Raw genomic sequence first — 20,511 nt, 5'->3', positions numbered from 1 at the left:
AAGCGCACAGGGCGTGCATCTGTGAAAGTGTTATGGCAAGGATGGCTTAAGTTACAAGCCATCCTGGAAGGCTACGATTTAGCAAAATCTCTTGAGTCAGACTTGTGATCAAGAGACAGCTATAAGCGCCTTCTAGTTAGTTAAAACTTACTTGTAGTTTTCATAAATTTTATCAAGCGGCTCTGAAAGCCCACTTTCTTGCACTATACGTACATGCTTACGAGCCAACTCTCGTGCACTTGTTACACCGCATGAGTGAGCAATTAAACCGGCTCCGTAATGAATATATTTATTATAGTTAGCTACTCGTTGCGCTTTATCAGCTACATTTAAGCCGCGTTGCAAACGCTCGTTATGCGTAGTGATCCCGGTCGGACAGGTATCTTTATTACATTGCATTGCCTGAATACAGCCCAGTGCAAACATATGACCACGAGCCGATACAACAAAATCAGCACCGAGCGCCAATGCCCAAGCAACCTTTGAAGGTACGATTAATTTACCCGATGCAATAATTTTCACGCGATCTCGAAGCCCGTGCTTTTCAAGCATATTAACTACAAGCGGCAAGCTTTCGCGAAGAGGTAAACCCACCGAATCCATAAGCGGCTGCGGTGCAGCCCCCGTACCACCATCAGCACTATCAATTGTTATAAAATCGGGTGCCGACTCAATGCCACGATGATTTATTTCTGCAAATAACGTTTCTAACCAGGTGTAATCACCAATAACGGCTTTAAAGCCTGTTGGCTTTCCTGTGGTATTACGCACAGTGGCAATCATATCGAGAATATCGGCTGGGTTTTTAATTTCAGGGTGTCCATTTGGGCTAATCGAATCTTGCCCTTCTGGAATACCCCTAATTTTAGCTATTTCGGCGTTAACTTTGCGCCCTGGTAACATACCGCCTTTACCTGGTTTTGCACCTTGGCTCATTTTTAGCTCGAACATTTTGACTTGTTCGTGAGCTGCTATTTCTTTAAGTTTTTCGGTGCTTAAGTTTCCATGCTCTTCTCGGGCACCATATTTAGCTGTACCAATTTGAAATACCAGATCGGCGCCACCTTCAAGGTGGTAAGGGCTTAAGCCCCCTTCACCTGTGTTCATCCAGCAACCCGCTAATTTAGCACCTTTTGATAAAGCGCGCACAGCAGGCTTTGAAAGCGCACCAAAGCTCATGCCCGACACATTAAATAACGAATTAGTGGTGTAAGGTGTTTTACAATACGGACCTAAAGTAACATTACTCGGGTCGAGTGCTTCTTCGTCTAAAGTAGGAAAAGCACAGTTCATAAACATAACCGTACCCGTCACTTCTAAGCTTTGTGTTGAACCAAATGCAGCGGTGCGATCGACATCTTTTGCTGCACGGTAAACCCAACTGCGCTCAGCGCGGTTAAATGGCATTTCTTCTCGATCGAGAGCAAAAAAGTATTGTCTGAAAAATTCACCTTGGCGTTCAAAAAAATATCGAAAGCGGCCAATTACTGGGTAGTTACGCCTAATAGCATGTTTTGTTTGTGTTATATCGCGAAAGTAAAAAATAATAACAGTAAGCACAATTAACCCAAGTGCGATAATAAAAATACTCGCAAATACGTCAATACTAAACATAATGAAATTGCTCATCTAAGGCCCCTTGATGGCTATATTTTTAGATAATACCTATTGCGTAGTATGTGAATATTTTGACGATTGGAGTCGCTAAAATAAATTACATTACTAGGTCTGTGGTATAAAAAAGGTGTTGCGGTCAAAATGACACAACACCTTTGTTTGTTCAAGGTTTATAAGCCCTACAAAGCTAATTTTGCAGCTTAGTTAACTCATTTTTTATATATAAACGTACCTGTGTTTCTAATACTGACAAGGGCACTGAACCATGGCGAAGAACCTGATGGTGAAATTCGCGAATATCAAAATTTGGTCCAAGCGCTTGCTCTGCTTCAACACGTAAACGTTTAATAGTTAACTCACCAATTTTGTATGACAGTGCCTGAGCTGGCCAAGATATATAACGGTCAGTTTCTGTTTTAACATTATGCAGCGAAAGCGCGGTGTTCTCGCTCATAAAGTTCATAGCTCGCTCGCGGCTCCAGCCATACATGTGCATCCCTGTATCAACAACCAAACGTGCTGCTCGCCACATTTCATAAGTTAAGCGACCAAAACGGCTATATGGGTCTTGATAAAAGCCTGCCTCTAAACCTAAATATTCAGAGTAAAGCCCCCAACCTTCGCCAAATGCCGAAAGGTAAGCATCACGACGATAGCTCGGCAAATTTTCAAGCTCTGCATTAAGTGATATTTGTAAATGATGACCTGGCACTGCTTCGTGCAATGTTAATGCTTCTAAAACATACAAAGGGCGCTTATCTAAAGCGTAAGTATTTACCCAGTAGTATCCAGCTTCATCATCTCGATTAGAGCCAGAATACCGACCTGTTGTGTATTTAGGGGCAATACTTGCGGGTACCGGTGCCACGCCATAAGGTTTGCGCGGTAAGGTATGAAATAACTTAGGCAGCTGTGCATCCATTTTTTTAGCAATGTAAGATGCTTCTTTCAAAAGTTGCTCAGGTGTTGTTGCGTAAAACTGTGGGTCGGTACGTAAAAAGTGAATAAACTCAGCAAATGAGCCTTTAAAACCAACTTCTTTTATTACAGCTTCCATTTCACCTCGAATGCGAGCAACTTCTTTTAAGCCTAGCTCGTGGATCTCTTTTGGTGTCATGTCGGTAGTAGTGTAATGCTTAGCACGGTTTTTATAAAAAGCTTTGCCATTAGGGGTTTCTGAAATACCAATACTTGTGCGGGCGCCCGGTTGGTATTGCTCAGTAAAAAACGTTAAGTAGCTTTTATATGCTGGTATTACTTTATTTTTTAAAACAACTTTAGCTCGCTGTTGAAGTGCATAAAAGTCACTCTCACTTAAACTGGCAGTGTTAGCTAAAAACGGTTTATAAAATTCTGATTGAGTTACATCATCAACAATATAAGTACTTATGGAGTCTTCGTATCCTTCTAACACTGCTTTTGGTTGGGTGAGACCTGTTTCGAGCCCTTTTTTCATCCAATATATATTTTGCCCAAAAAAGCGGGGGATTTGTGCTAAACGTGCAAGGTATGTCTCTAAATCTTGCTCTTTTTTATATTGAGAACTGTTAACGATGTACGACAGACCGGAGTGAAAACCATACTCAGATGTAAGCGGCATGTAATGCGCATTAAACACATATTCGTCAACGCTATTTTGCACCTGAGCACGAATAATACTTAAGTTAATTTGATTTTCGTCACTAAGCTTAGTTGCATCTACGGCATCTAAGTCTGCTAATAATTGAGTATTACTTTTGTACTGCTTTGCTAAAAATTCTGGCGATAAATTGGCAAGTAAATAGCCATCAACCCCTTTTGAACTGCTATAAGGATTTATACTTTCTCTATATTGAACAATAGATTGTGCTACTTGAGTAAACTGCTCATCCGCATTGGGTGTGGTTATTTGACATGCACTTAACGAACATAAAGCAGTTATGCCAAGAAGCGTTTGGCGAAGCGTTTTTGGTAAAAAAAGATTCATTATTATTTAACTTGATGATGCAATAGATTGCATAAAACTATCGTAGGCTAAAGAAATAGCAAGTAAATGAGACAAACTAGCATATTGAAATAATGCTACATACGTTAACAGAAGTAAAAACCAGCCGAATTGATGAGAAAAACAGCGATTGGGCTGCTAAAGTAAAATTTAAGTTCCCTAACTATCGTTTTTGCTTTTAAATAGCGCGGATAATGATTACTGTATAAAAAAATAATAAAAAGCTCGGACGCATAACCGCCTCATGGAATGAGAAATTTTAAAATTTGCACTTATGCGTACTTAGTTGGTATTTAAAATGATGTTCCATGATTCCATGGCTATTGCACAAGAGAAGATGACTAAAGTGTGTGTGTTTTTAGAGCGCTATGCACTTTCTCCTACGCCGCTCAATTATCAAGTTGTTTATACCTATACTAGCCAAACTAACCTTGAGCTGAACAAAGCCTTAGACCGCGCTATTGCGGTTGAAGATAATATAGACAGTGTTTTAATTGAACAGCTCCATGCTGAATTTTTAAATACCGGTCACACAGAGCAAGTCAACATGATTCAAAATGTTGATGGTGTTATAAGTTCACTTTCTCAAAACTCTCAAGCTACTGAAAAACAGATAATTCGCTTTGCGGGTCAGGTGAGCGAATGCGTACATTCACTAGATGAGAACAACATAGAACAAAGCCGTCAAGCGCTTGAAGTACTTCATAATCAAACCGCCGAATTACTAAATCAACACAAGCAATTTAAGCAAGAACTAAGTAAAGCCAAACAACTACACGAAAAAACAAAAAAGCAGCTAAATCAACTTCGTAAACAACATATTATTGATAGCCAAACAGGGCTTTATAAACGCCATTATTTAACGCAACAAACTCAAGTATGGACTAATCAAAAAAAGTCTATTTGCGCCATTGCGATTCAAATAGATAACCTTGATCACTTTACTGAAAATTACGGTGATATAATTGGTGAAGTTATTTTGAATAAAGTAGCTAAACAAGTGCAAAAATATGTTTTTCAAAGTGGCTTGCCTGGCCGCACAGCTAAAGATCAATTTACTGTTTTACTCGCCGATATAGACCCAGAAACAGCCAATGTTATAGCTGAAAAAGTCCGAAATGGAGTCGAAAAGCTTCGCTTTGTTAGTTCAAAAACAGGGATTAAGTTACCTAGTATTGGCTTATCTCTAGGAATTGCTCAACATCTACAAGAAGATGATTTTAACCAGTTAGCTAAAAAAGCGTCTCATGCGGCTTTTAAAGCGCGGTCATTAGGGCAAAGTAGCTACACTGCAGGGCAATAAATTACCTGATAAATCATATTCAAATTGCACCTACTGCGTACAATAAAGTACACTAACCTCTATTGTCACGATAGAGATTAGTCATGAACGAAACCGAACAAAAGACCACGCATTTTGGTTATAAAACAGTAGCCGAGGGCGATAAAGCTTCTATGGTTGCTGATGTATTTCACTCAGTAGCTGCAAAATACGATGTAATGAATGATTTAATGTCTTTTGGTGTGCATCGTTTATGGAAACGTCAAACTATTGCAAGCTCAGGTGTTCGTAAAGGCCATCATGTACTCGATTTAGCCGGCGGCACTGGCGACTTAACGGCAAAATTTAGTCAACTAGTTGGCGAGACCGGTCAAGTTGTTTTGGGCGATATAAATTCATCTATGCTTAAGGTTGGTCGTGAAAAACTACACAATCTTGGCTTAGTAGGCAATATTGACTACGTACAAATGAATGCTGAAATGCTGCCATTTCCAGATAATAGCTTTGATGTGATCACTATTGCCTTTGGCTTACGTAACGTTACCGATAAAGACAAAGCATTACGCTCTATGTACCGTATTTTAAAGCCAGGTGGCAGATTACTTGTTTTAGAGTTTTCAAAACCAGAGCATGACGTACTTAGTAAAGCTTACGATTTTTACTCATTTAATTTATTGCCAACAATGGGTAAGCTAGTTGCTAACGACAGTGAATCGTACAAGTATTTAGCTGAGTCTATTCGTATGCATCCAGATCAAGACACATTAAAAGCGATGATGGAAGATGCGGGCTTTGAACAAACAACATACCAAAACCTCACAGGCGGAATTGTTGCACTGCATCGTGGTTTTAAATATTAAGGCTAGCAGTTATGGCGCTTGAAAAAATAACAAAAAGCAATAATGGTGCAATGTCATCTGAGTTTTTTATGTTACCTAATTTTGTACTTTCGCTTATTGAGCGTGTACTAAATCAAGCGCTTAGCCTTGACCCACAATTATCTCAAAAGCTAAACGCCGTTAAACATAAGCGCTTAGTGGTTGAAATAAGAGATTGGCAACAAAGCATCCAACTCGTTTATAGTGCTGATCAATTACACTTATACAGTGCCCAAAGTAACGAAAACGCAGATTGTATGATCAGCGCAGATATAGAAACACTTTTAGCGCTCAAAAACCCTGCAATGCTTACCCAATTAATTCGCCAAGATAAGCTCGACTTACAAGGCGATTTAAATATTGCGCAAACTTATAGCAATGCATTTTCAGGTATTGATATTGATTGGCCTGAACAACTTTCTAAATACATTGGCGATGCACCCGCTCAGCAGTTATACCTGCACTTAAAAGAACTAAAACAAAAGAGCAGCAAAACCAATACTAAAATAAGTACCATGCTTACAAGTTTATGCCAAGATGAGCTCGCAATTACTATTCATCCATTAGAACTTGAGCAATTTAAACAAAAAAATAGAGAACTCAAAGGACAAGTCGCTGCCGTTGAGCAACGCATTAACGCCCTCTTAAATTCTTTTTTACCTTCAAACACCCGCTAAGGATTTTTTGTGTCGACTGCACGTTTGTATAACATCACCAAAACGTTACTTAGCTATGGACTAGACGAGCTAATTCCAAAGCATAAAGTGCCTTGGTTTGGTAAAATAGCCCGTGGTAGTTTATTTTGGCTGCGTAATCAGCACAAAGAAAAACCGGCAGGGCTACGTTTACGTTTAGCATTGCAAGAGCTGGGTCCTGTTTGGATCAAATTTGGTCAAATGCTCTCTACTCGTCGTGATTTACTCCCTCATGATATCGCTTTAGAGCTTGCGTTTTTGCAAGATCAAGTTCAACCATTTGAAGGCGAACTTGCACAAAAAATAATAGAAAAAGCGCTCGAAATTAACGATATAAGTGAATTGTTTAGTGAGTTTTCACAAACTCCACTGGCCTCTGCATCTATAGCGCAAGTACATACAGCAAAACTTATTGATGAGCAGAGTATTGAGCAAGATGTCGTAATTAAGGTTATTAGACCCAATATTTATGAGCAAATTAATGCCGATTTAGCGCTAATGGAAAAGCTCGCAAAGGTACTTGCAAAAGTACATAACGAATCAAAACGCCTGCGCCCGGTTGAAGTAGTTAAAGAATATAAAAAAACACTCCTAGACGAGCTCGACTTAATGCGAGAAGGTGCCAACGGCATTCAACTAAAACGCAATTTTGAAGGCTCTGATTCATTATACATCCCTGCAGTTTACAGTGATTACAGCCGTAGCAATGTGCTGGTGATGGAGCGTATTTACGGCATACCCGTCTCTGATACCGATGCACTTATGGCGCAAAACACTAATATGAAATTACTTGCTGAGCGTGGCGTAGAAGTGTTTTTTACGCAGGTGTTTAGAGACAGCTTTTTTCATGCCGACATGCATCCGGGTAATATTTTCGTCTCTCGAGAGCACCCTGAAAACCCAATGTATATCGGTATTGATTGCGGTATTGTTGGTACGTTAAGCAAAGAAGATAAACGCTATTTAGCTGAAAACTTTATCGCCTTTTTTAATCGTGATTATCGCCAAGTTGCACAACTACACGTTGATTCTGGTTGGGTACCACCAGATACTAGCATTGAAGAATTTGAATTTGCGATTCGCACAGTTTGCGAGCCTATATTTAATAAACCTTTGGCTGAAATTTCATTTGGGCACGTACTCGTAAATCTATTTAATACTGCACGTCGTTTTAACATGCAGGTACAGCCGCAATTAGTATTACTACAAAAAACTTTATTATACGTTGAAGGATTGGGGCGTCAGCTTTACCCGCAACTCGACTTATGGAAAACAGCTAAGCCCTTTTTAGAAGACTGGGTAAAGCAACAAGTTGGACCGCTATCAGTACTGAAGCAAATGTATGCTAACTTGCCATTTTGGGCTGAAAAAATGCCCGAGTTACCGGATCTAATTTACCAAAATTTAAAGCGTGCACCACACATTCAACCTCAAGAACAAAAGGTATCTCATAAACCTTTAATATTGAGTTTATTTGGTAGTGCTACAATGATTATGGCAACACTTTGTTATTTACAGCACGATTTAATAGCTGCAAGTCTTGCAATAAGCTTATCGGCTATTAGCTTTATAGCGGCATGGCGCAGCGCATAAACTGGGTGCTATTTGCGCTAGTGAGCGTATAATTAGTATTTAAAATAAACATTTAACCGTTTTATATATTGGAGAAAACCATGGGTTTTGGTGGTATTAGTATTTGGCAATTATTAATTGTTTTAGCGATCATAGTTTTACTTTTTGGCACAAAAAAACTACGCGGTATGGGTGGCGATATTGGGGGCGCTGTAAAGGGCTTCAAAAAAGCAATGTCAGATGATCAAATGAGCGAGAAAGAGAAATCCGAGCAAATTCAACAATCAGAAAAAAACACTGCTGACAACTCAACCGATACTGAAAAAAACAAAGATAACAATAAGGTTTAATTAGTATGGGCATGTGGGAACTTGTTGTTATTTTTATTGTTGGTTTAGTGGTGCTCGGCCCTGAGCGCTTACCTGTTGCGATTAGAACAGTGAGTAAATGGGTTAAAACCGCTAAATCACTTGCCAACTCAGTAAAAGCCGAAGTAAGTGAAGAGCTTCGCATCCATGAGCTGCACGAAAACCTTAAAAAAGCAGAACAGCAAGAATTAAAAGATTTAAGCCCTGAGTTACAAAGCTCACTAACAGAGCTACAAAAAGCGGCTGAATCAGTTACTCACAGCTACAAAAAACAACAATCTGATACATCAAATAACCAACAACTTGATGAGAAAAAGTGAAATTTATTTCTCACTTTGTGGTCAACTTACTACATGGTATAAAAAATAATGGCTGAGGAAGTAAAATCAGGGTTTGTAGCTCATTTAATTGAGTTGCGTGATCGGCTAATAAAAGCGCTACTAAGCATTTTTGTTATTTTTATTGCCATAGTATATTTTGCAAATGATATTTATGCTTTTGTTGCACAGCCGTTAGTCTCGCATTTGCCAAGTACGGCAACCATGATTGCAACCGATGTAACAGCTCCCTTTTTTGCACCTTTCAAACTTACTTTATTTGTCGCTTTATTTGCGTCGATTCCATGGATATTGCATCAAGTTTGGGGGTTTATAGCGCCGGGTTTATATCAGCACGAAAAGAAAATGCTCATGCCTATTCTCGCCTCAAGTATAATATTATTTTATGGCGGCATAGCCTTTTGTTACTTTGTAGTTCTGCCAATTATTTTAGGGTTTTTTACAAGTACCGGTCCCGAAATGATGACCCTTGCACCTGACATAAGTAGTTATCTAGGATTTGTATTAAAGTTGTTTTTTGCATTTGGCGTCGCTTTCGAAATTCCAGTGGCTATTATGTTGCTATGCTGGAGTGGTGCAACAACAACAAAAAGCTTAAAAGAAAAGCGCCCTTATATCGTAGTGGGTGTTTTTGTAGTCGCGATGTTTTTAACACCGCCTGATGTATTATCACAAACATTGTTAGCATTTCCGATGCTTCTTCTGTTTGAGCTAGGTCTAATTTTAGCAAAGTTTTATACCGCTAAACCACAAAAAGAATCTGAGGAATAAAATGAAAAAACAACTACTCTCACTATTGGTTTTATTAAGCGCACCGACTTTTGCTGCGCAAACAGAGTTTAATACTCAAGCGTTACAAGCATGTAGCTTTATTGAAAACGATTTTAACCGCTTACTTTGTTACGATAATACCATCGCGGGTAAGTCACTGGTTAAGCCATCAGTAACAAAAACGCTCACACCACCAACAGCTAATAATGTACCTCAGGCAGTAGCCACAACACCAACAGAAGTGAAAAAAACAGCTGATGAGTTTGGGTTAGAGTACAAAAAATCACAGACAGAAAAAGACGCTGAAATTAAAGCGATGGTTGCTTCAGTTGAAGAAGCTGCTTACGGCGAGTTAATTATTTCGCTAGATAACGGTCAACAATGGCGTCAAATTGGCTCTGACAGCATGCGCTTGAAAAAGAACGATACGATTGTAATTAGCCGTGGTGTTTTTAACTCATTTTTACTTAAAATTGACGGTGAAAACCGCTCTATTCGCGTTAAACGTACTAAGTAATGTCATATACATTAATTGATGCTGGAGTTAACTTAACTAATCATCAATTTGATGAGCAGCATCACGATGTAATTACCCGTGCCAATGAAGCGGGTGTTACAAATATGCTTATTATTGGTTGTGATATTGCAAGCAGTCAGCAATCACTTGAACTTGCAACAAAGCATCTTCAGTATTCTACGGCGGGTATCCACCCACATGATGCAAAATCAGCCACTAATGAACTAGAAGCACAACTAACTGTACTTGCAAATAATAAGCATGTTATTGCTATTGGTGAATGTGGCCTTGATTATAACCGCGACTTTTCGCCTCGCGATGTACAGCGTAGTGTTTTTAGGCGCCAATTAGCACTTGCAGAGAAATTAGATTTACCTGTTTACTTGCATGAACGTGATGCAAGTGACGACATGCTAAGTATTTTAAAAGAGTTTAGTATTCGCGGTGTACTCCACTGCTTTACGGGTAACTCAGCAGCTCTAAAGCAATATTTAGATTTAGGTCTATATATTGGTATAACGGGTTGGGTATGTGATGAAAGGCGTGGAAAAGATTTACAACAGCTAGTGCCTAGCATTCCTCTAGATCGATTATTAATAGAAACTGATGCACCATTTTTAATTCCACGAACAGTTAAACCAAAACCTAAATCACGTAAAAATGAACCTGCCCTGCTTCCTTATATCTGTCAAACGGTTGCACAACTTTATCAAATAGATGAAGAAGTTGTGGCCCGTAAAACTACAGAAAACTTTCACCGTGTTTTTGGTTTAGAAGATCGTTAATGGCCTATGCAAAGGCACTTTTAAGCCTATTAGTATTCCTTTGCACTTTTTGCTGTTTCGCAAACCCAGTAATAATAAAACACGATTTTAACTCTCAAAACATTAATAACCTGTATTACTCTTTTGAACCAACGTCGCTATTAAGTGCACAACAAAGTAGCCATGTACAGTGGCAAAAAAACACAGCAAAACCCCTTAATTTAGGACTAGAGCAGCGTCCTGTATGGATAAAATTTAAAATAAAAAATACACTTAGTTATAATACTGAGCAAATATTGTCACTAAACAATCCTTTGCTAAACGACGTTCAAGTATATCAATTACATAACTCGCAATTACTTTCTTATACTCAAATTGGTGATGCCTACCCCTTATATAAGCGCACAATTAAAAGTGAATCTTTATTAGTTAAACTGCTCAGCCCTGCAAATAGCGAAACGCTTATTATAATGAAAGTGGCGAATAGTTCAGGCTTGCGAGTCCCTTTAACACTGTGGCAACCAGAAGCTTATTTGGCACACAAAGGAAAACTCAATTTACTCTATGGCTTATTGATTGGTTTTATATTTTCTTTGGGTGTGAGTTGCATAGTTTTATATGGTTTTTCACGTAAAGGTTATTTTGTTTATGCTGGGGTTATATCTCTCACATTAGGTAGTGTATTAGCCTACCTTTGTGGTTTTGGCTTAAGGTACGTTCATCCTAATTTGCCTGCATTACAGCAAGTTATGACCCCTATATTACTTATGCTTATCACTTTATTGTTTTTGCCTTTGCAGAAGCAAGTTTGCCATCCCAGGCCCTCCCTTCTGCTAACTATTCAAAAAGTTGTAGTTAACGCTTTAGCCATTTCGTTATTATTTATTTGGCTACTTCCAAACAACATAGTTACATTATTTTGTTTAATCACTACTCCAATCGTTTTAGGCTTTTATATTGTAACTACGTTTATGTGCGTGCGTTTAACGCCTTCTAAACCAAACAAAGCACTATTACTTGTATTGGTTTTTTTCTTGGTGGTAATGCTTTATTTTACTGTTGCAGTAATGGGCCTATACGCCTTTGACAGAAGTACGCTCGCATTTGTATTTGCATGCTTTTTTGGTTGCACTTTTTGCTTATGCTACTGCGTAATGAAGTTATTTATTTTACAACGCGATGAAGAAGTGATTGCTCAACAAACCTTGATTGCTGAAAACACAGCACAAGATACACTACTTAAAGAGCGCTTAAAATTACAAGAAAAAACTCGCCAAGAACTTGAATCTCAGGTGGACGAGCGCACCTTTGAATTACAAGTGACGCTTAGAGAGCTTGAAGAAAAAAACCGCTCACTTGAGTTACTAAATACTGAAGACGCATTGACTGGGATAAAAAACAGACGCTTTTTTGATAAAAAACTGGTAATGGAGCTTCGTCGCTCTCGTCGAGAACAAACGCCGCTTAGCATTGTTATGCTTGATATAGATCGATTTAAAAATATCAACGACACGTACGGCCATATCATTGGCGATCAAGTTATTAAAGCAGTGTCTGACCTTATAAAAGACCATTTAAAACGACCACTCGATGAAGTTGCCCGTTATGGCGGTGAAGAATTTGTTGTGCTATTACCTAATACCCCTAGTGAAGGCGCACAAGACATAGCTGAAAAAATACGAGCTGATATCTCAGTAAGTACAGTAACGGTTGCCAATAATGATATTCAATTTACTATTAGCGCTGGTGTATACACCAGTATTGCTGATGATGTTAGCAACCCTCAAATTTTTACTGAGTGCGCCGACAAAGCACTTTATTACGCAAAGCAGCATGGCCGTAATCAAGTAATTACTTTTCCATTACCACAGTAGGAGCATATTAACATGGCCCAATCAGGATTAGACCTTTTCCCATATACTCGCATGCGCAGAATGCGCCGCAGCGACTTTTCTCGCCGCTTAATGGCTGAAAACCAGCTTAGCGTAAATGATTTAATTTACCCTGTATTTGTACTTGATGGTAAAAATCGCCGCGAGGTAATTGAATCAATGCCTGGTATTGAGCGCCTATCAATTGATTTACTGCTTGTTGAAGCAAAAGAACTCGTTGAACTTGGCGTACCTGCCGTTGCTATTTTTCCAGTAACGCCTGCGGATAAAAAATCATTATTTGCCGAAGAAGCATATAACGATGATGGCTTAGCACAACGCACCGTAAGAGCGTTAAAAGAAGCTTTTCCTGAGTTGGGTGTGATTACTGATGTAGCACTTGACCCTTTCACTACGCATGGCCAAGACGGTATTATTGATGATTCAGGTTATGTTATTAATGATGTCACTACTGAAATTTTAGTTAAACAAGCACTTTCCCATGCAGAAGCTGGTGCTGATGTTGTTGCCCCTTCTGATATGATGGATGGTCGTATTGGCGCTATTCGCGAAGCACTTGAAGCTGATGGGTTTATTCATACTCGAATTATGGCCTACTCAGCTAAATACGCATCTAGCTACTATGGCCCATTTAGAGATGCTGTAGGCTCTGCTGGTAACTTAAAAGGTGCTGATAAAAAAACTTACCAAATGGATCCAGCAAACTCTGATGAAGCAATACGTGAAGTCGCATTAGACTTACAAGAAGGCGCTGATATGGTTATGGTAAAGCCCGGTATGCCTTATTTAGATATTGTACGGCGTGTTAAAGACGAATTTGGTGTACCTACTTTCGCATATCAGGTAAGTGGCGAGTATGCAATGCACAAAGCAGCAATTGATAACGGTTGGTTAAGTGAAGAGGCTACAATAATGGAATCTTTACTTGCATTTAAGCGTGCAGGAGCCGATGGAATATTAACCTACTTTGCTAAGCAAGCCGCAAAATATCTAGCTAAAAAGTAATTTTTTATTAAAAGGCGGTTAAACCGCCTTTTGTTTACATTCATTTACATTTTTGTATTATTTTCGTCATATTTATTCTCTAAACTGGTGTCCCATTTTGGGATTAATACACGGGAATAATAAAAAAATGTTTAAAACAAAAATAACACCACTCGCACTTGTTATAGCAAGTCTCAGTGCACCAGCATCCGCTGATCTAATCATTTCAGAATATATAGAGGGAAGCAGTAATAATAAAGCAATCGAGCTTTATAATAATGCTGATACGGAGCTTTCTCTTGAAGGTTATACTTTAGGACTCTATTCAAATGGTAGCAGTTCGATTGGCAACTCGATTGATTTAACCGGAACATTGGCCGCCAATACCACCTACATTATTTCAAACCCCAGTGCAGCAGCTGCAATACTTGATATTGCAGATGAAACCAGCACAGTAACCTACTATAACGGTGATGATGCCCTTGTTTTAACTAAAGACGGTGTAATTGTTGATAGTTTTGGTCAAGTTGGTGTTGATCCGGGTTCAGAGTGGTCTGAAGGGGGGGTAACTACGGTTAACAAAACGCTGCGAAGAAAAGATAGCATTACCACAGGCCGAACTGACTCGACAGCCATTTTTGATCCTAGCGAAGAATGGGAACAGTTTGATATTGACACCTTTGATGGATTAGGTTCACACACAGGAAACGGCGGTACCGCTCCTGTGCCAGACCCTGAGCCAGAACCACTTGAACCACTAGTTTGTGGTGCAGAAAAAACACTAATAAATGCTATTCAAGGTGACGGCTCTGCTAGCCCACTTGTAGGTACATTAGTAGAACTTGAAGGTGTTGTAAGCGCCGATTTTCAAGGTGATGAACAATTAAAAGGCTTTTTTGTTAACTCACTGGCTGCTGATATAGATGCAAATCCACTTACCTCTGAAGGTGTATTTGTATATTTTGCAGATACTGACGTGAATGTAGGCGACCATGTACGTGTACAAGGTACTGTTGAAGAATATTTTGATGCAACACAAATTGGCAGTGTTAGCCAAGTTGAGGTGTGTGGCACTGGTTTAGCTGCAGCAGCTACAAAAATCACTTTACCTTTAGCTAATACAACTGATTTAGAAGCTTTTGAAGGTATGTTAGTCACATTAGAGCAACCATTAGTAGTGACTAATAACTTTGGTCTTGGTCGATATGGTGAAGTTGAATTAGCAACAGAGCGCTTGTACCAAGGTACTCAGGTTGCGTTACCTGGCGATACTGCTAATGCAGTTGAAACTGAAAATCTACTTAAAAAGATTTTAATAGATGATGGCTCTACAGTACAAAACTTAGACCCTACAGCTTATCCAACTCCAGGCTTATCGGCAGAAAATACATTACGAACTGGCGATACTGTTAATACTGTTACAGGGGCACTTGCTTATAGCTTCGGTCTTTACCGAATTCACCCAACTTTAGCGCCTTCGTTTATTGCAACAAATGCACGTGAAGATGCGCCTGAACTTAATGCTGAAGCAGATTTACGTGTAGCTAGCTTTAACGTACTTAATTACTTCAATGGTGATGGCCAAGGCGGAGGGTTCCCTACATCTCGAGGTGCAGATACTGAAGCTGAATTTATTCGTCAAGAAGCTAAAATTGTAAGTGCTATTAGCGCTATTGAGGCCGATGTTGTTGGTTTAATGGAAATTGAGAATGATGGCTTTGGCGAATTTAGTGCAATTGCTAGCTTAGTAGATGCATTAAATGATGCAGATAGTGCTAACAACTATGCATTTGTTGATTTTAACGTAGATCAAATTGGTACCGATGCAATTACTACCGCACTTATCTATCGTGCTAACAAAGTAGAAGAAGTAGGCACTGCTGCCATTACAACTGAGGCTCCATTTGATTTTAGTAACCGTGCTCCAATTGCACAAAGCTTTAAATCAATAGAAACTGATGAAGTATTTACTGTTGCTGTGTCACATCTTAAATCTAAAAGCTGTGGTAGTGCTTCTGGAAATAATGCAGATTTAGGTGATGGCCAAGGCTGTTGGAATGAAATACGCACGCAAGGTGCTAATGCATTCGCAGATTGGCTTGATAGCAAACCAACCGGTGTTGATGACGAAGATACTATTTTAGTCGGCGATATGAATGCTTACGCAATGGAAGATCCAATACGTGCATTTGCTGATAAAGGCTACAAAAATGTAGTTGCTGAAATTGATGGTGATACACTTGGTTATTCTTATAGCTTTTCTGGTCGTGCAGGAAGTTTAGACCATGCAGTAGCTACACAATCATTACTTAGCAAAGTTGTCGCTGCAACAGATTGGCATATCAACGCAGATGAACCTATTTCACTTGATTACAATGTAGAGTTTAAAAGCGAAGGTCAACAATCTAGCTTGTACTCTGAAAGTGCATACCGCGCATCAGACCATGACCCTGTGATTATTGACATTAAATCTGAAATTACTTTAACGCCTGAAGAGCAAACACCTGTAATTGCAGCCGATCAAGTTTTTGCAATCGATGAAAACAGCGCAATTGGCACAATTATCGGCACGCTCGATTTTAGTGATCCAAATGCCGATGAATCACCTGTTGTTAAATTTATTACATCTGATAATGACAGCGTTTCTATTAACAATGAGGGGCAGTTAATTGTTGCTGGAGAGATTGATTACGAATTCGAAAATCGTATTACTTTAACAGTACAAGCTCAAGATAGTGCTGGTAACTTATCAAACATTGAAAAAGTAGCCGTTAAGGTAAATAACTTACGCTCAGATGATGATAATGATGCAGGTTCATTATTATGGTTATCACTTCTTTTAGCACCACTATCAATAGTGCGTCGATTTAAAAAGAAATAATTAAGTAAAATCTAAACATATAAAAAGCCGCTTTTGCGGCTTTTTTATTTTATACAAATGTAATTCAGACAAGCTTCATTAAACTCCCCGTAATATGTTCATACGATTAGTGAGTCTTCTAGTAATTAATCAGTAACAACTACATAAGATTGAGTGAATTTTACACAACAAAAACCTCAATGAGTTACGTATATTGGTTTTCCTATTGAAAAATATGAACTTTTATAAGGGTTCACATTTTGCTTTAAGTAAATTAGAAGATACTTACAAAACAAAATCAATATTTACCCTAAACGTAAAAATAAGTCGTGTTTTTATAAAGGAATGAGAATGAAACAACTAACCCAAAACTTGCCTAAATGGCAAAAAAAGTCAGCACCACTACTGGGTCTACTTATTATTTTTTCGACTTGGGGCAATAGCAACCAAGCGATTGCTGCAACTGTTGATGTAGCAATTCCACAAAGTAGCTTATTTGATGTAATTAGCGCTCGCGCTAAAAAGCTAGCAAGCGAAGAATATGTGGCACCTAAAAACATCGAGCTTGAAGCACTAAATAATATTGATTATCAAGACTACCGTTCAATTCGATTTAAAAAAGACAAAGCGGTGTGGAAAGATGAAGGCCTGTACGAGCTGCAATTATTCCACCCTGGTTTTTTATATAAAACACCTGTAACAATAAATACTGTTGATAGCGACTCTAAACGTAGCCGCTTACCTTTCAGCACCGACTTTTACCAATACGATGGCACTGCTGCACCACTACAAGAAGAAATAGCTAAAAGTGTGGCGGGCACTCAACTAGGCCATGCTGGATTTCGCTTACATTACCCATTAAATACTAACGAGTATAAAGACGAAGTAATGGTATTTCAGGGAGCATCGTATTTTAGAGTCGTTGGCCCTCAACAAGTTTATGGCTTATCAGCAAGAGGCCTTGCCATTGATACTGCTGAGAATTCGGGTGAAGAATTTCCAATGTTCAAAGAGTTTTGGTTAGTTAAACCAAAGGCAGAGCAAACACAAATCACCATTTTTGCATTGTTGGATAGTCCATCTATTTCTGGTGCGTACAAATTTAGCGTCGACCCTACAACGAATATGCTAGTTGATGTTGATATGCAGATTTTTGCGCGTAAAGATATTAAAAAACTAGGTGTAGCACCATTAACGAGTATGTTTTATCACGGCGAAAACAGCACCAAATTTTTTGATGACTATCGCCCTGAAGTTCATGACTCGGATGGCCTATTAACTCAATCTGCTGATGACAAGTGGGTATGGCGCCCTCTTAACAACCCATCACAACTCAGCGTTACTTCATTTTCGTACAATAACCCAAAAGGTTTTGGGTTAGCTCAACGAGACCGAGACTTTAATAACTATCTAGACACAGAAGCACATTACCACGACCGCCCTAGCCTATGGATTGAACCACAAGGTGAGTGGGGAAATGGTCGTGTAGAGCTTGTAGAAATACCGACTGATACAGAAACTAACGACAATATCGTAAGTTACTGGGTACCAGAAAAACCAATGAAGGCCGGAGATTCATTAAAATTAAGCTACAAAATGACGACCTTTAATTCAGTTTTAACTCAGCACGAGAAAGCACGTGTACTACGTACAAGAATTGGTAGCGCCGCTTTACCTGGTGAGGACAACCCACCACCAAAAAGCCACCGCCAATTTACTGTTGATTTTACTGGATCAGAAATAAATCAACTGTCTAAACAGTTAAAACTAGATGCCGACATTCAACTTACAACAGGCGAAGTAACCGACGTGAATGTACAAAAACTTCCGGATTCACGTGGATGGCGTGTAGCCTTTAAAATTGCACCACAGGACGATCAACCCGTTGATATGCGTTTATCGTTAAAACTACGTGACAAAGAAATTAGCGAGGTATGGAGCTATGTTTGGTACCCAAATGACATCAAGTAATAAAGGTAGGGGCACTCCAATGCCATTCAAAACACTAAGAGTATGGTTATTTGCCATTGCGGCACTTGGCACATCTGGCTACGGCATATCTATTATGTTTGAGATTTTAAGCTCAAACGGTATGACACTACTTGAGTATGCTCTTTTAGTATTATTCTCAATCACATTTGCTTGGATTGTAACGGCCTTTTGTAGTGGCACAATCGGCTTTGTACTACAGTTGTTTCGAATTGACCCGCTTACGTTAAAACGTATTAAACCAATTGAGTTCAATAACGAGGCAATTAACGCTCAGAAAACCGCCGTTGTAATGCCTATTTATAACGAAGATACCCACCGTGTTATCGCGGGCTTTGAAGTAAGTCTACAATCGTTAAAAGAAACTGGTCAGCTTGATAAATTTGATTTTTATTTATTAAGCGATACACAAGACCCTCAAATAGTTAAAAACGAGCTAAGTGCATGGCATGCATTGTGCGAACGTTTAGGGGATACAGCAAAGCATGTTTTTTATCGTCGTCGCGAAGATAACAAACACCGCAAAGTAGGTAACCTAACCGACTTTTGTGAGCGCTGGGGAAGTAATTACGACCATATGATTGTGCTTGATGCAGATAGCGTAATGACCGGTAAATGTATGTTAGAACTTACTACAAGCATGCTAAACAACCCACAAGCAGGCCTGATCCAAACGATTCCAATACCTGTTCGTCAAGATACCTTTTTTGGTCGTTTTTTACAGTTTGCATCAGTGCTATATAGCCCAATGCTCGCTACTGGCTCAGCATTTTGGCAAACAGATAAAGCCAACTACTGGGGTCATAATGCAATCATTAGAGTTGAAGCATTTATAACGTGCTGTGGCTTGCCAACACTCAAAGGTAACGCACCTTTTGGCGGTGAGATTTTAAGTCATGACTTTGTAGAAGCATCACTACTTCATAGTGCAGGTTGGGATGTACTATTACTATCAGATATTGAAGGCAGCTACGAAGAAGTACCAAGTAATATTCTCGATTATGCTGTACGCGATAGACGCTGGGTGCAGGGTAATATTCAGCACTTAGGTTTACTATCGTCATCTAAATTAAAATTAATGAGTAAGCTGCACTTTCTATTAGGTGCAACCGCTTATATTTCATCACTAATTTGGCTCTCAATGCTAGCGCTAAGTACTATTGATGCAGTAACGCGCGCATTAAATAGTGATGTGTACTTTAACCGTGTTTATCAATTATTTCCTACATGGCAAATAGCTAAAACCGATCTTATTGATTCACTCTTGTATTTAACTATTGTTATTTTATTAATGCCTAAATTAATGGGCGTAATAGTCACCCTAATTCATAGAAACAAACGCTTTGGTGGTTCAATTAAGCTCATACTAGGTTCAATCATTGAAACCGTATTTGCTATTATTGTTGCGCCATTAATGATGGTATTTCATGCTTACTTTGTGCTTTGCGTATTTTTAGGTAAAAAAGTGAAGTGGGATGCACAACCGCGCGAAGGTCGTATGGTTCCGTGGAAAGAAGCGTTTGGTTATACGTTATTCTCTACTATTGTGGCTATAGCATGGGGTAGCACAGCCTACTACTTCACACCTGTCTTCTTTTGGTGGCTATCACCTATATTATTAGGCTTAGTATTAGGTGCTCCAATTATCCGTTATACCAGTAGTATCAAACTCGGCGTACAACTAAGAAAGTTAGGTATATTTATTTGCCCTAGTGAAGTTGATAACGACTCAACTCTAGAGGCGCTTAAAGTACATCTAAAAGAGATTTCCGTGCCAGAGGAAGGAACTTACCCACAAACAATTCCGGCACTGCCACAAGAGCATATGGTATCAATGCCTATACAATCTTTTAAAAAGCCACGCAGGCTAAAGATGAAAGCGCTAAAAGCTAAGGCTATAAAAAAGTTTAATTAGCGCGTTATAAAATAAAAACAAAAAAGGAGCAATTAATTGCTCCTTTTTTCTATCTAAATTAAAAAATCATGCGCTGCATTTGCCG

16 protein-coding genes are annotated in these 20,511 nt (G+C 39.0%); 14 read left to right on the top strand and 2 right to left on the bottom strand.

Annotated features, from left to right (window positions below; all coding sequences use genetic code 11):
• Nucleotides 1-147 precede the first annotated feature (147 nt).
• Together H5092_RS19240 and H5092_RS19235 are read right to left on the bottom strand one after the other, a co-directional pair.
• On the bottom strand, nucleotides 148-1,629 hold the full coding sequence (locus H5092_RS19240) for an FMN-binding glutamate synthase family protein (RefSeq protein WP_182734613.1): 1,482 nt from the start codon (nucleotides 1,627-1,629) through the stop codon (nucleotides 148-150).
• A 175-nt stretch (nucleotides 1,630-1,804) separates the two neighbouring features.
• The gene (locus H5092_RS19235) at nucleotides 1,805-3,583 is read right to left on the bottom strand and encodes a DUF885 family protein (protein WP_182692482.1); all 1,779 of its coding nucleotides are present in this window, start codon (nucleotides 3,581-3,583) and stop codon (nucleotides 1,805-1,807) included.
• Nucleotides 3,584-3,917: 334 nt separating this feature from the next.
• On the opposite strand from H5092_RS19235, the gene H5092_RS19230 reads away from it, so the two are divergent.
• The 14 genes from H5092_RS19230 to mdoH all read left to right on the top strand — a co-directional run bounded on the left by H5092_RS19230 (nucleotide 3,918) and on the right by mdoH (nucleotide 20,426).
• Nucleotides 3,918-4,904, top strand: a complete 987-nt coding sequence (locus tag H5092_RS19230) for a GGDEF domain-containing protein (RefSeq protein WP_004334947.1) — start codon at nucleotides 3,918-3,920, stop codon at nucleotides 4,902-4,904.
• A gap of 83 nt (nucleotides 4,905-4,987) precedes the next feature.
• The gene (ubiE, locus tag H5092_RS19225) at nucleotides 4,988-5,743 is read left to right on the top strand and encodes a bifunctional demethylmenaquinone methyltransferase/2-methoxy-6-polyprenyl-1,4-benzoquinol methylase UbiE (RefSeq protein ID WP_024597074.1); all 756 of its coding nucleotides are present in this window, start codon (nucleotides 4,988-4,990) and stop codon (nucleotides 5,741-5,743) included.
• Between the two features lie 11 nt (nucleotides 5,744-5,754).
• Nucleotides 5,755-6,438 (top strand): SCP2 domain-containing protein, encoded by a 684-nt coding sequence (locus H5092_RS19220; RefSeq protein ID WP_004334950.1) that lies wholly within the window; start codon nucleotides 5,755-5,757, stop codon nucleotides 6,436-6,438.
• 9 nt (nucleotides 6,439-6,447) lie between these two features.
• A complete protein-coding gene (gene ubiB, locus H5092_RS19215) occupies nucleotides 6,448-8,049 on the top strand; it encodes a ubiquinone biosynthesis regulatory protein kinase UbiB (protein ID WP_024597076.1) in 1,602 nt (533 codons plus the stop codon).
• Nucleotides 8,050-8,129: 80 nt separating this feature from the next.
• Nucleotides 8,130-8,378, top strand: a complete 249-nt coding sequence (tatA, locus tag H5092_RS19210; protein WP_004334954.1) for a Sec-independent protein translocase subunit TatA — start codon at nucleotides 8,130-8,132, stop codon at nucleotides 8,376-8,378.
• A 5-nt stretch (nucleotides 8,379-8,383) separates the two neighbouring features.
• Complete coding sequence (gene tatB / locus H5092_RS19205) at nucleotides 8,384-8,716, top strand: Sec-independent protein translocase protein TatB (protein WP_024597077.1); 333 nt, start codon at nucleotides 8,384-8,386, stop codon at nucleotides 8,714-8,716.
• A 48-nt stretch (nucleotides 8,717-8,764) separates the two neighbouring features.
• Nucleotides 8,765-9,505 (top strand): twin-arginine translocase subunit TatC, encoded by a 741-nt coding sequence (tatC, locus tag H5092_RS19200; RefSeq protein WP_004334958.1) that lies wholly within the window; start codon nucleotides 8,765-8,767, stop codon nucleotides 9,503-9,505.
• A gap of 1 nt (nucleotide 9,506) precedes the next feature.
• Nucleotides 9,507-10,022, top strand: a complete 516-nt coding sequence (locus H5092_RS19195) for a hypothetical protein (RefSeq protein ID WP_138489908.1) — start codon at nucleotides 9,507-9,509, stop codon at nucleotides 10,020-10,022.
• Entirely contained in the window at nucleotides 10,022-10,807 is a 786-nt protein-coding gene (locus H5092_RS19190) for a TatD family hydrolase (protein WP_154903832.1), read from the top strand. Before H5092_RS19195 ends, H5092_RS19190 begins: the two co-directional genes overlap by 1 nt.
• On the top strand, nucleotides 10,807-12,660 hold the full coding sequence (locus tag H5092_RS19185) for a diguanylate cyclase (RefSeq protein WP_182734609.1): 1,854 nt from the start codon (nucleotides 10,807-10,809) through the stop codon (nucleotides 12,658-12,660). Before H5092_RS19190 ends, H5092_RS19185 begins: the two co-directional genes overlap by 1 nt.
• 12 nt (nucleotides 12,661-12,672) lie before the next feature.
• Nucleotides 12,673-13,683, top strand: coding sequence for a porphobilinogen synthase (hemB, locus tag H5092_RS19180; RefSeq protein ID WP_024597079.1), 1,011 nt, complete (start codon nucleotides 12,673-12,675; stop codon nucleotides 13,681-13,683).
• Nucleotides 13,684-13,810: 127 nt separating this feature from the next.
• A complete protein-coding gene (locus H5092_RS19175; RefSeq protein ID WP_182734605.1) occupies nucleotides 13,811-16,543 on the top strand; it encodes an ExeM/NucH family extracellular endonuclease in 2,733 nt (910 codons plus the stop codon).
• 330 nt (nucleotides 16,544-16,873) lie between these two features.
• On the top strand, nucleotides 16,874-18,493 hold the full coding sequence (locus H5092_RS19170) for a glucan biosynthesis protein (RefSeq protein WP_182693856.1): 1,620 nt from the start codon (nucleotides 16,874-16,876) through the stop codon (nucleotides 18,491-18,493).
• Nucleotides 18,465-20,426, top strand: a complete 1,962-nt coding sequence (gene mdoH / locus H5092_RS19165) for a glucans biosynthesis glucosyltransferase MdoH (protein ID WP_182734604.1) — start codon at nucleotides 18,465-18,467, stop codon at nucleotides 20,424-20,426. The genes H5092_RS19170 and mdoH overlap by 29 nt, the downstream gene beginning before the upstream one ends.
• The last annotated feature ends 85 nt before the right edge of the window (nucleotides 20,427-20,511 follow it).

It is taken from the genome of Pseudoalteromonas sp. SR41-7 (genome assembly GCF_014163935.1).
In the GTDB taxonomy this organism is placed as follows: domain Bacteria; phylum Pseudomonadota; class Gammaproteobacteria; order Enterobacterales; family Alteromonadaceae; genus Pseudoalteromonas; species Pseudoalteromonas distincta.
The sequence above is the reverse complement of the archived record's forward strand: the minus strand, read 5'-3'. Positions and strand labels throughout refer to the sequence as shown.

Coding starts and splice junctions, on each gene's coding strand:
- H5092_RS19240 (WP_182734613.1), bottom strand. CDS start 1,629: ATGAGCAATTTCATTATGTTTAGTATTGACGTATTTGCGAGTATTTTT.
- H5092_RS19235 (WP_182692482.1), bottom strand. CDS start 3,583: ATGAATCTTTTTTTACCAAAAACGCTTCGCCAAACGCTTCTTGGCATA.
- H5092_RS19230 (WP_004334947.1), top strand. CDS start 3,918: ATGGCTATTGCACAAGAGAAGATGACTAAAGTGTGTGTGTTTTTAGAG.
- ubiE (WP_024597074.1), top strand. CDS start 4,988: ATGAACGAAACCGAACAAAAGACCACGCATTTTGGTTATAAAACAGTA.
- H5092_RS19220 (WP_004334950.1), top strand. CDS start 5,755: ATGGCGCTTGAAAAAATAACAAAAAGCAATAATGGTGCAATGTCATCT.
- tatA (WP_004334954.1), top strand. CDS start 8,130: ATGGGTTTTGGTGGTATTAGTATTTGGCAATTATTAATTGTTTTAGCG.
- tatB (WP_024597077.1), top strand. CDS start 8,384: ATGGGCATGTGGGAACTTGTTGTTATTTTTATTGTTGGTTTAGTGGTG.
- tatC (WP_004334958.1), top strand. CDS start 8,765: ATGGCTGAGGAAGTAAAATCAGGGTTTGTAGCTCATTTAATTGAGTTG.
- H5092_RS19195 (WP_138489908.1), top strand. CDS start 9,507: ATGAAAAAACAACTACTCTCACTATTGGTTTTATTAAGCGCACCGACT.
- H5092_RS19190 (WP_154903832.1), top strand. CDS start 10,022: ATGTCATATACATTAATTGATGCTGGAGTTAACTTAACTAATCATCAA.
- H5092_RS19185 (WP_182734609.1), top strand. CDS start 10,807: ATGGCCTATGCAAAGGCACTTTTAAGCCTATTAGTATTCCTTTGCACT.
- hemB (WP_024597079.1), top strand. CDS start 12,673: ATGGCCCAATCAGGATTAGACCTTTTCCCATATACTCGCATGCGCAGA.
- H5092_RS19175 (WP_182734605.1), top strand. CDS start 13,811: ATGTTTAAAACAAAAATAACACCACTCGCACTTGTTATAGCAAGTCTC.
- H5092_RS19170 (WP_182693856.1), top strand. CDS start 16,874: ATGAAACAACTAACCCAAAACTTGCCTAAATGGCAAAAAAAGTCAGCA.
- mdoH (WP_182734604.1), top strand. CDS start 18,465: ATGTTTGGTACCCAAATGACATCAAGTAATAAAGGTAGGGGCACTCCA.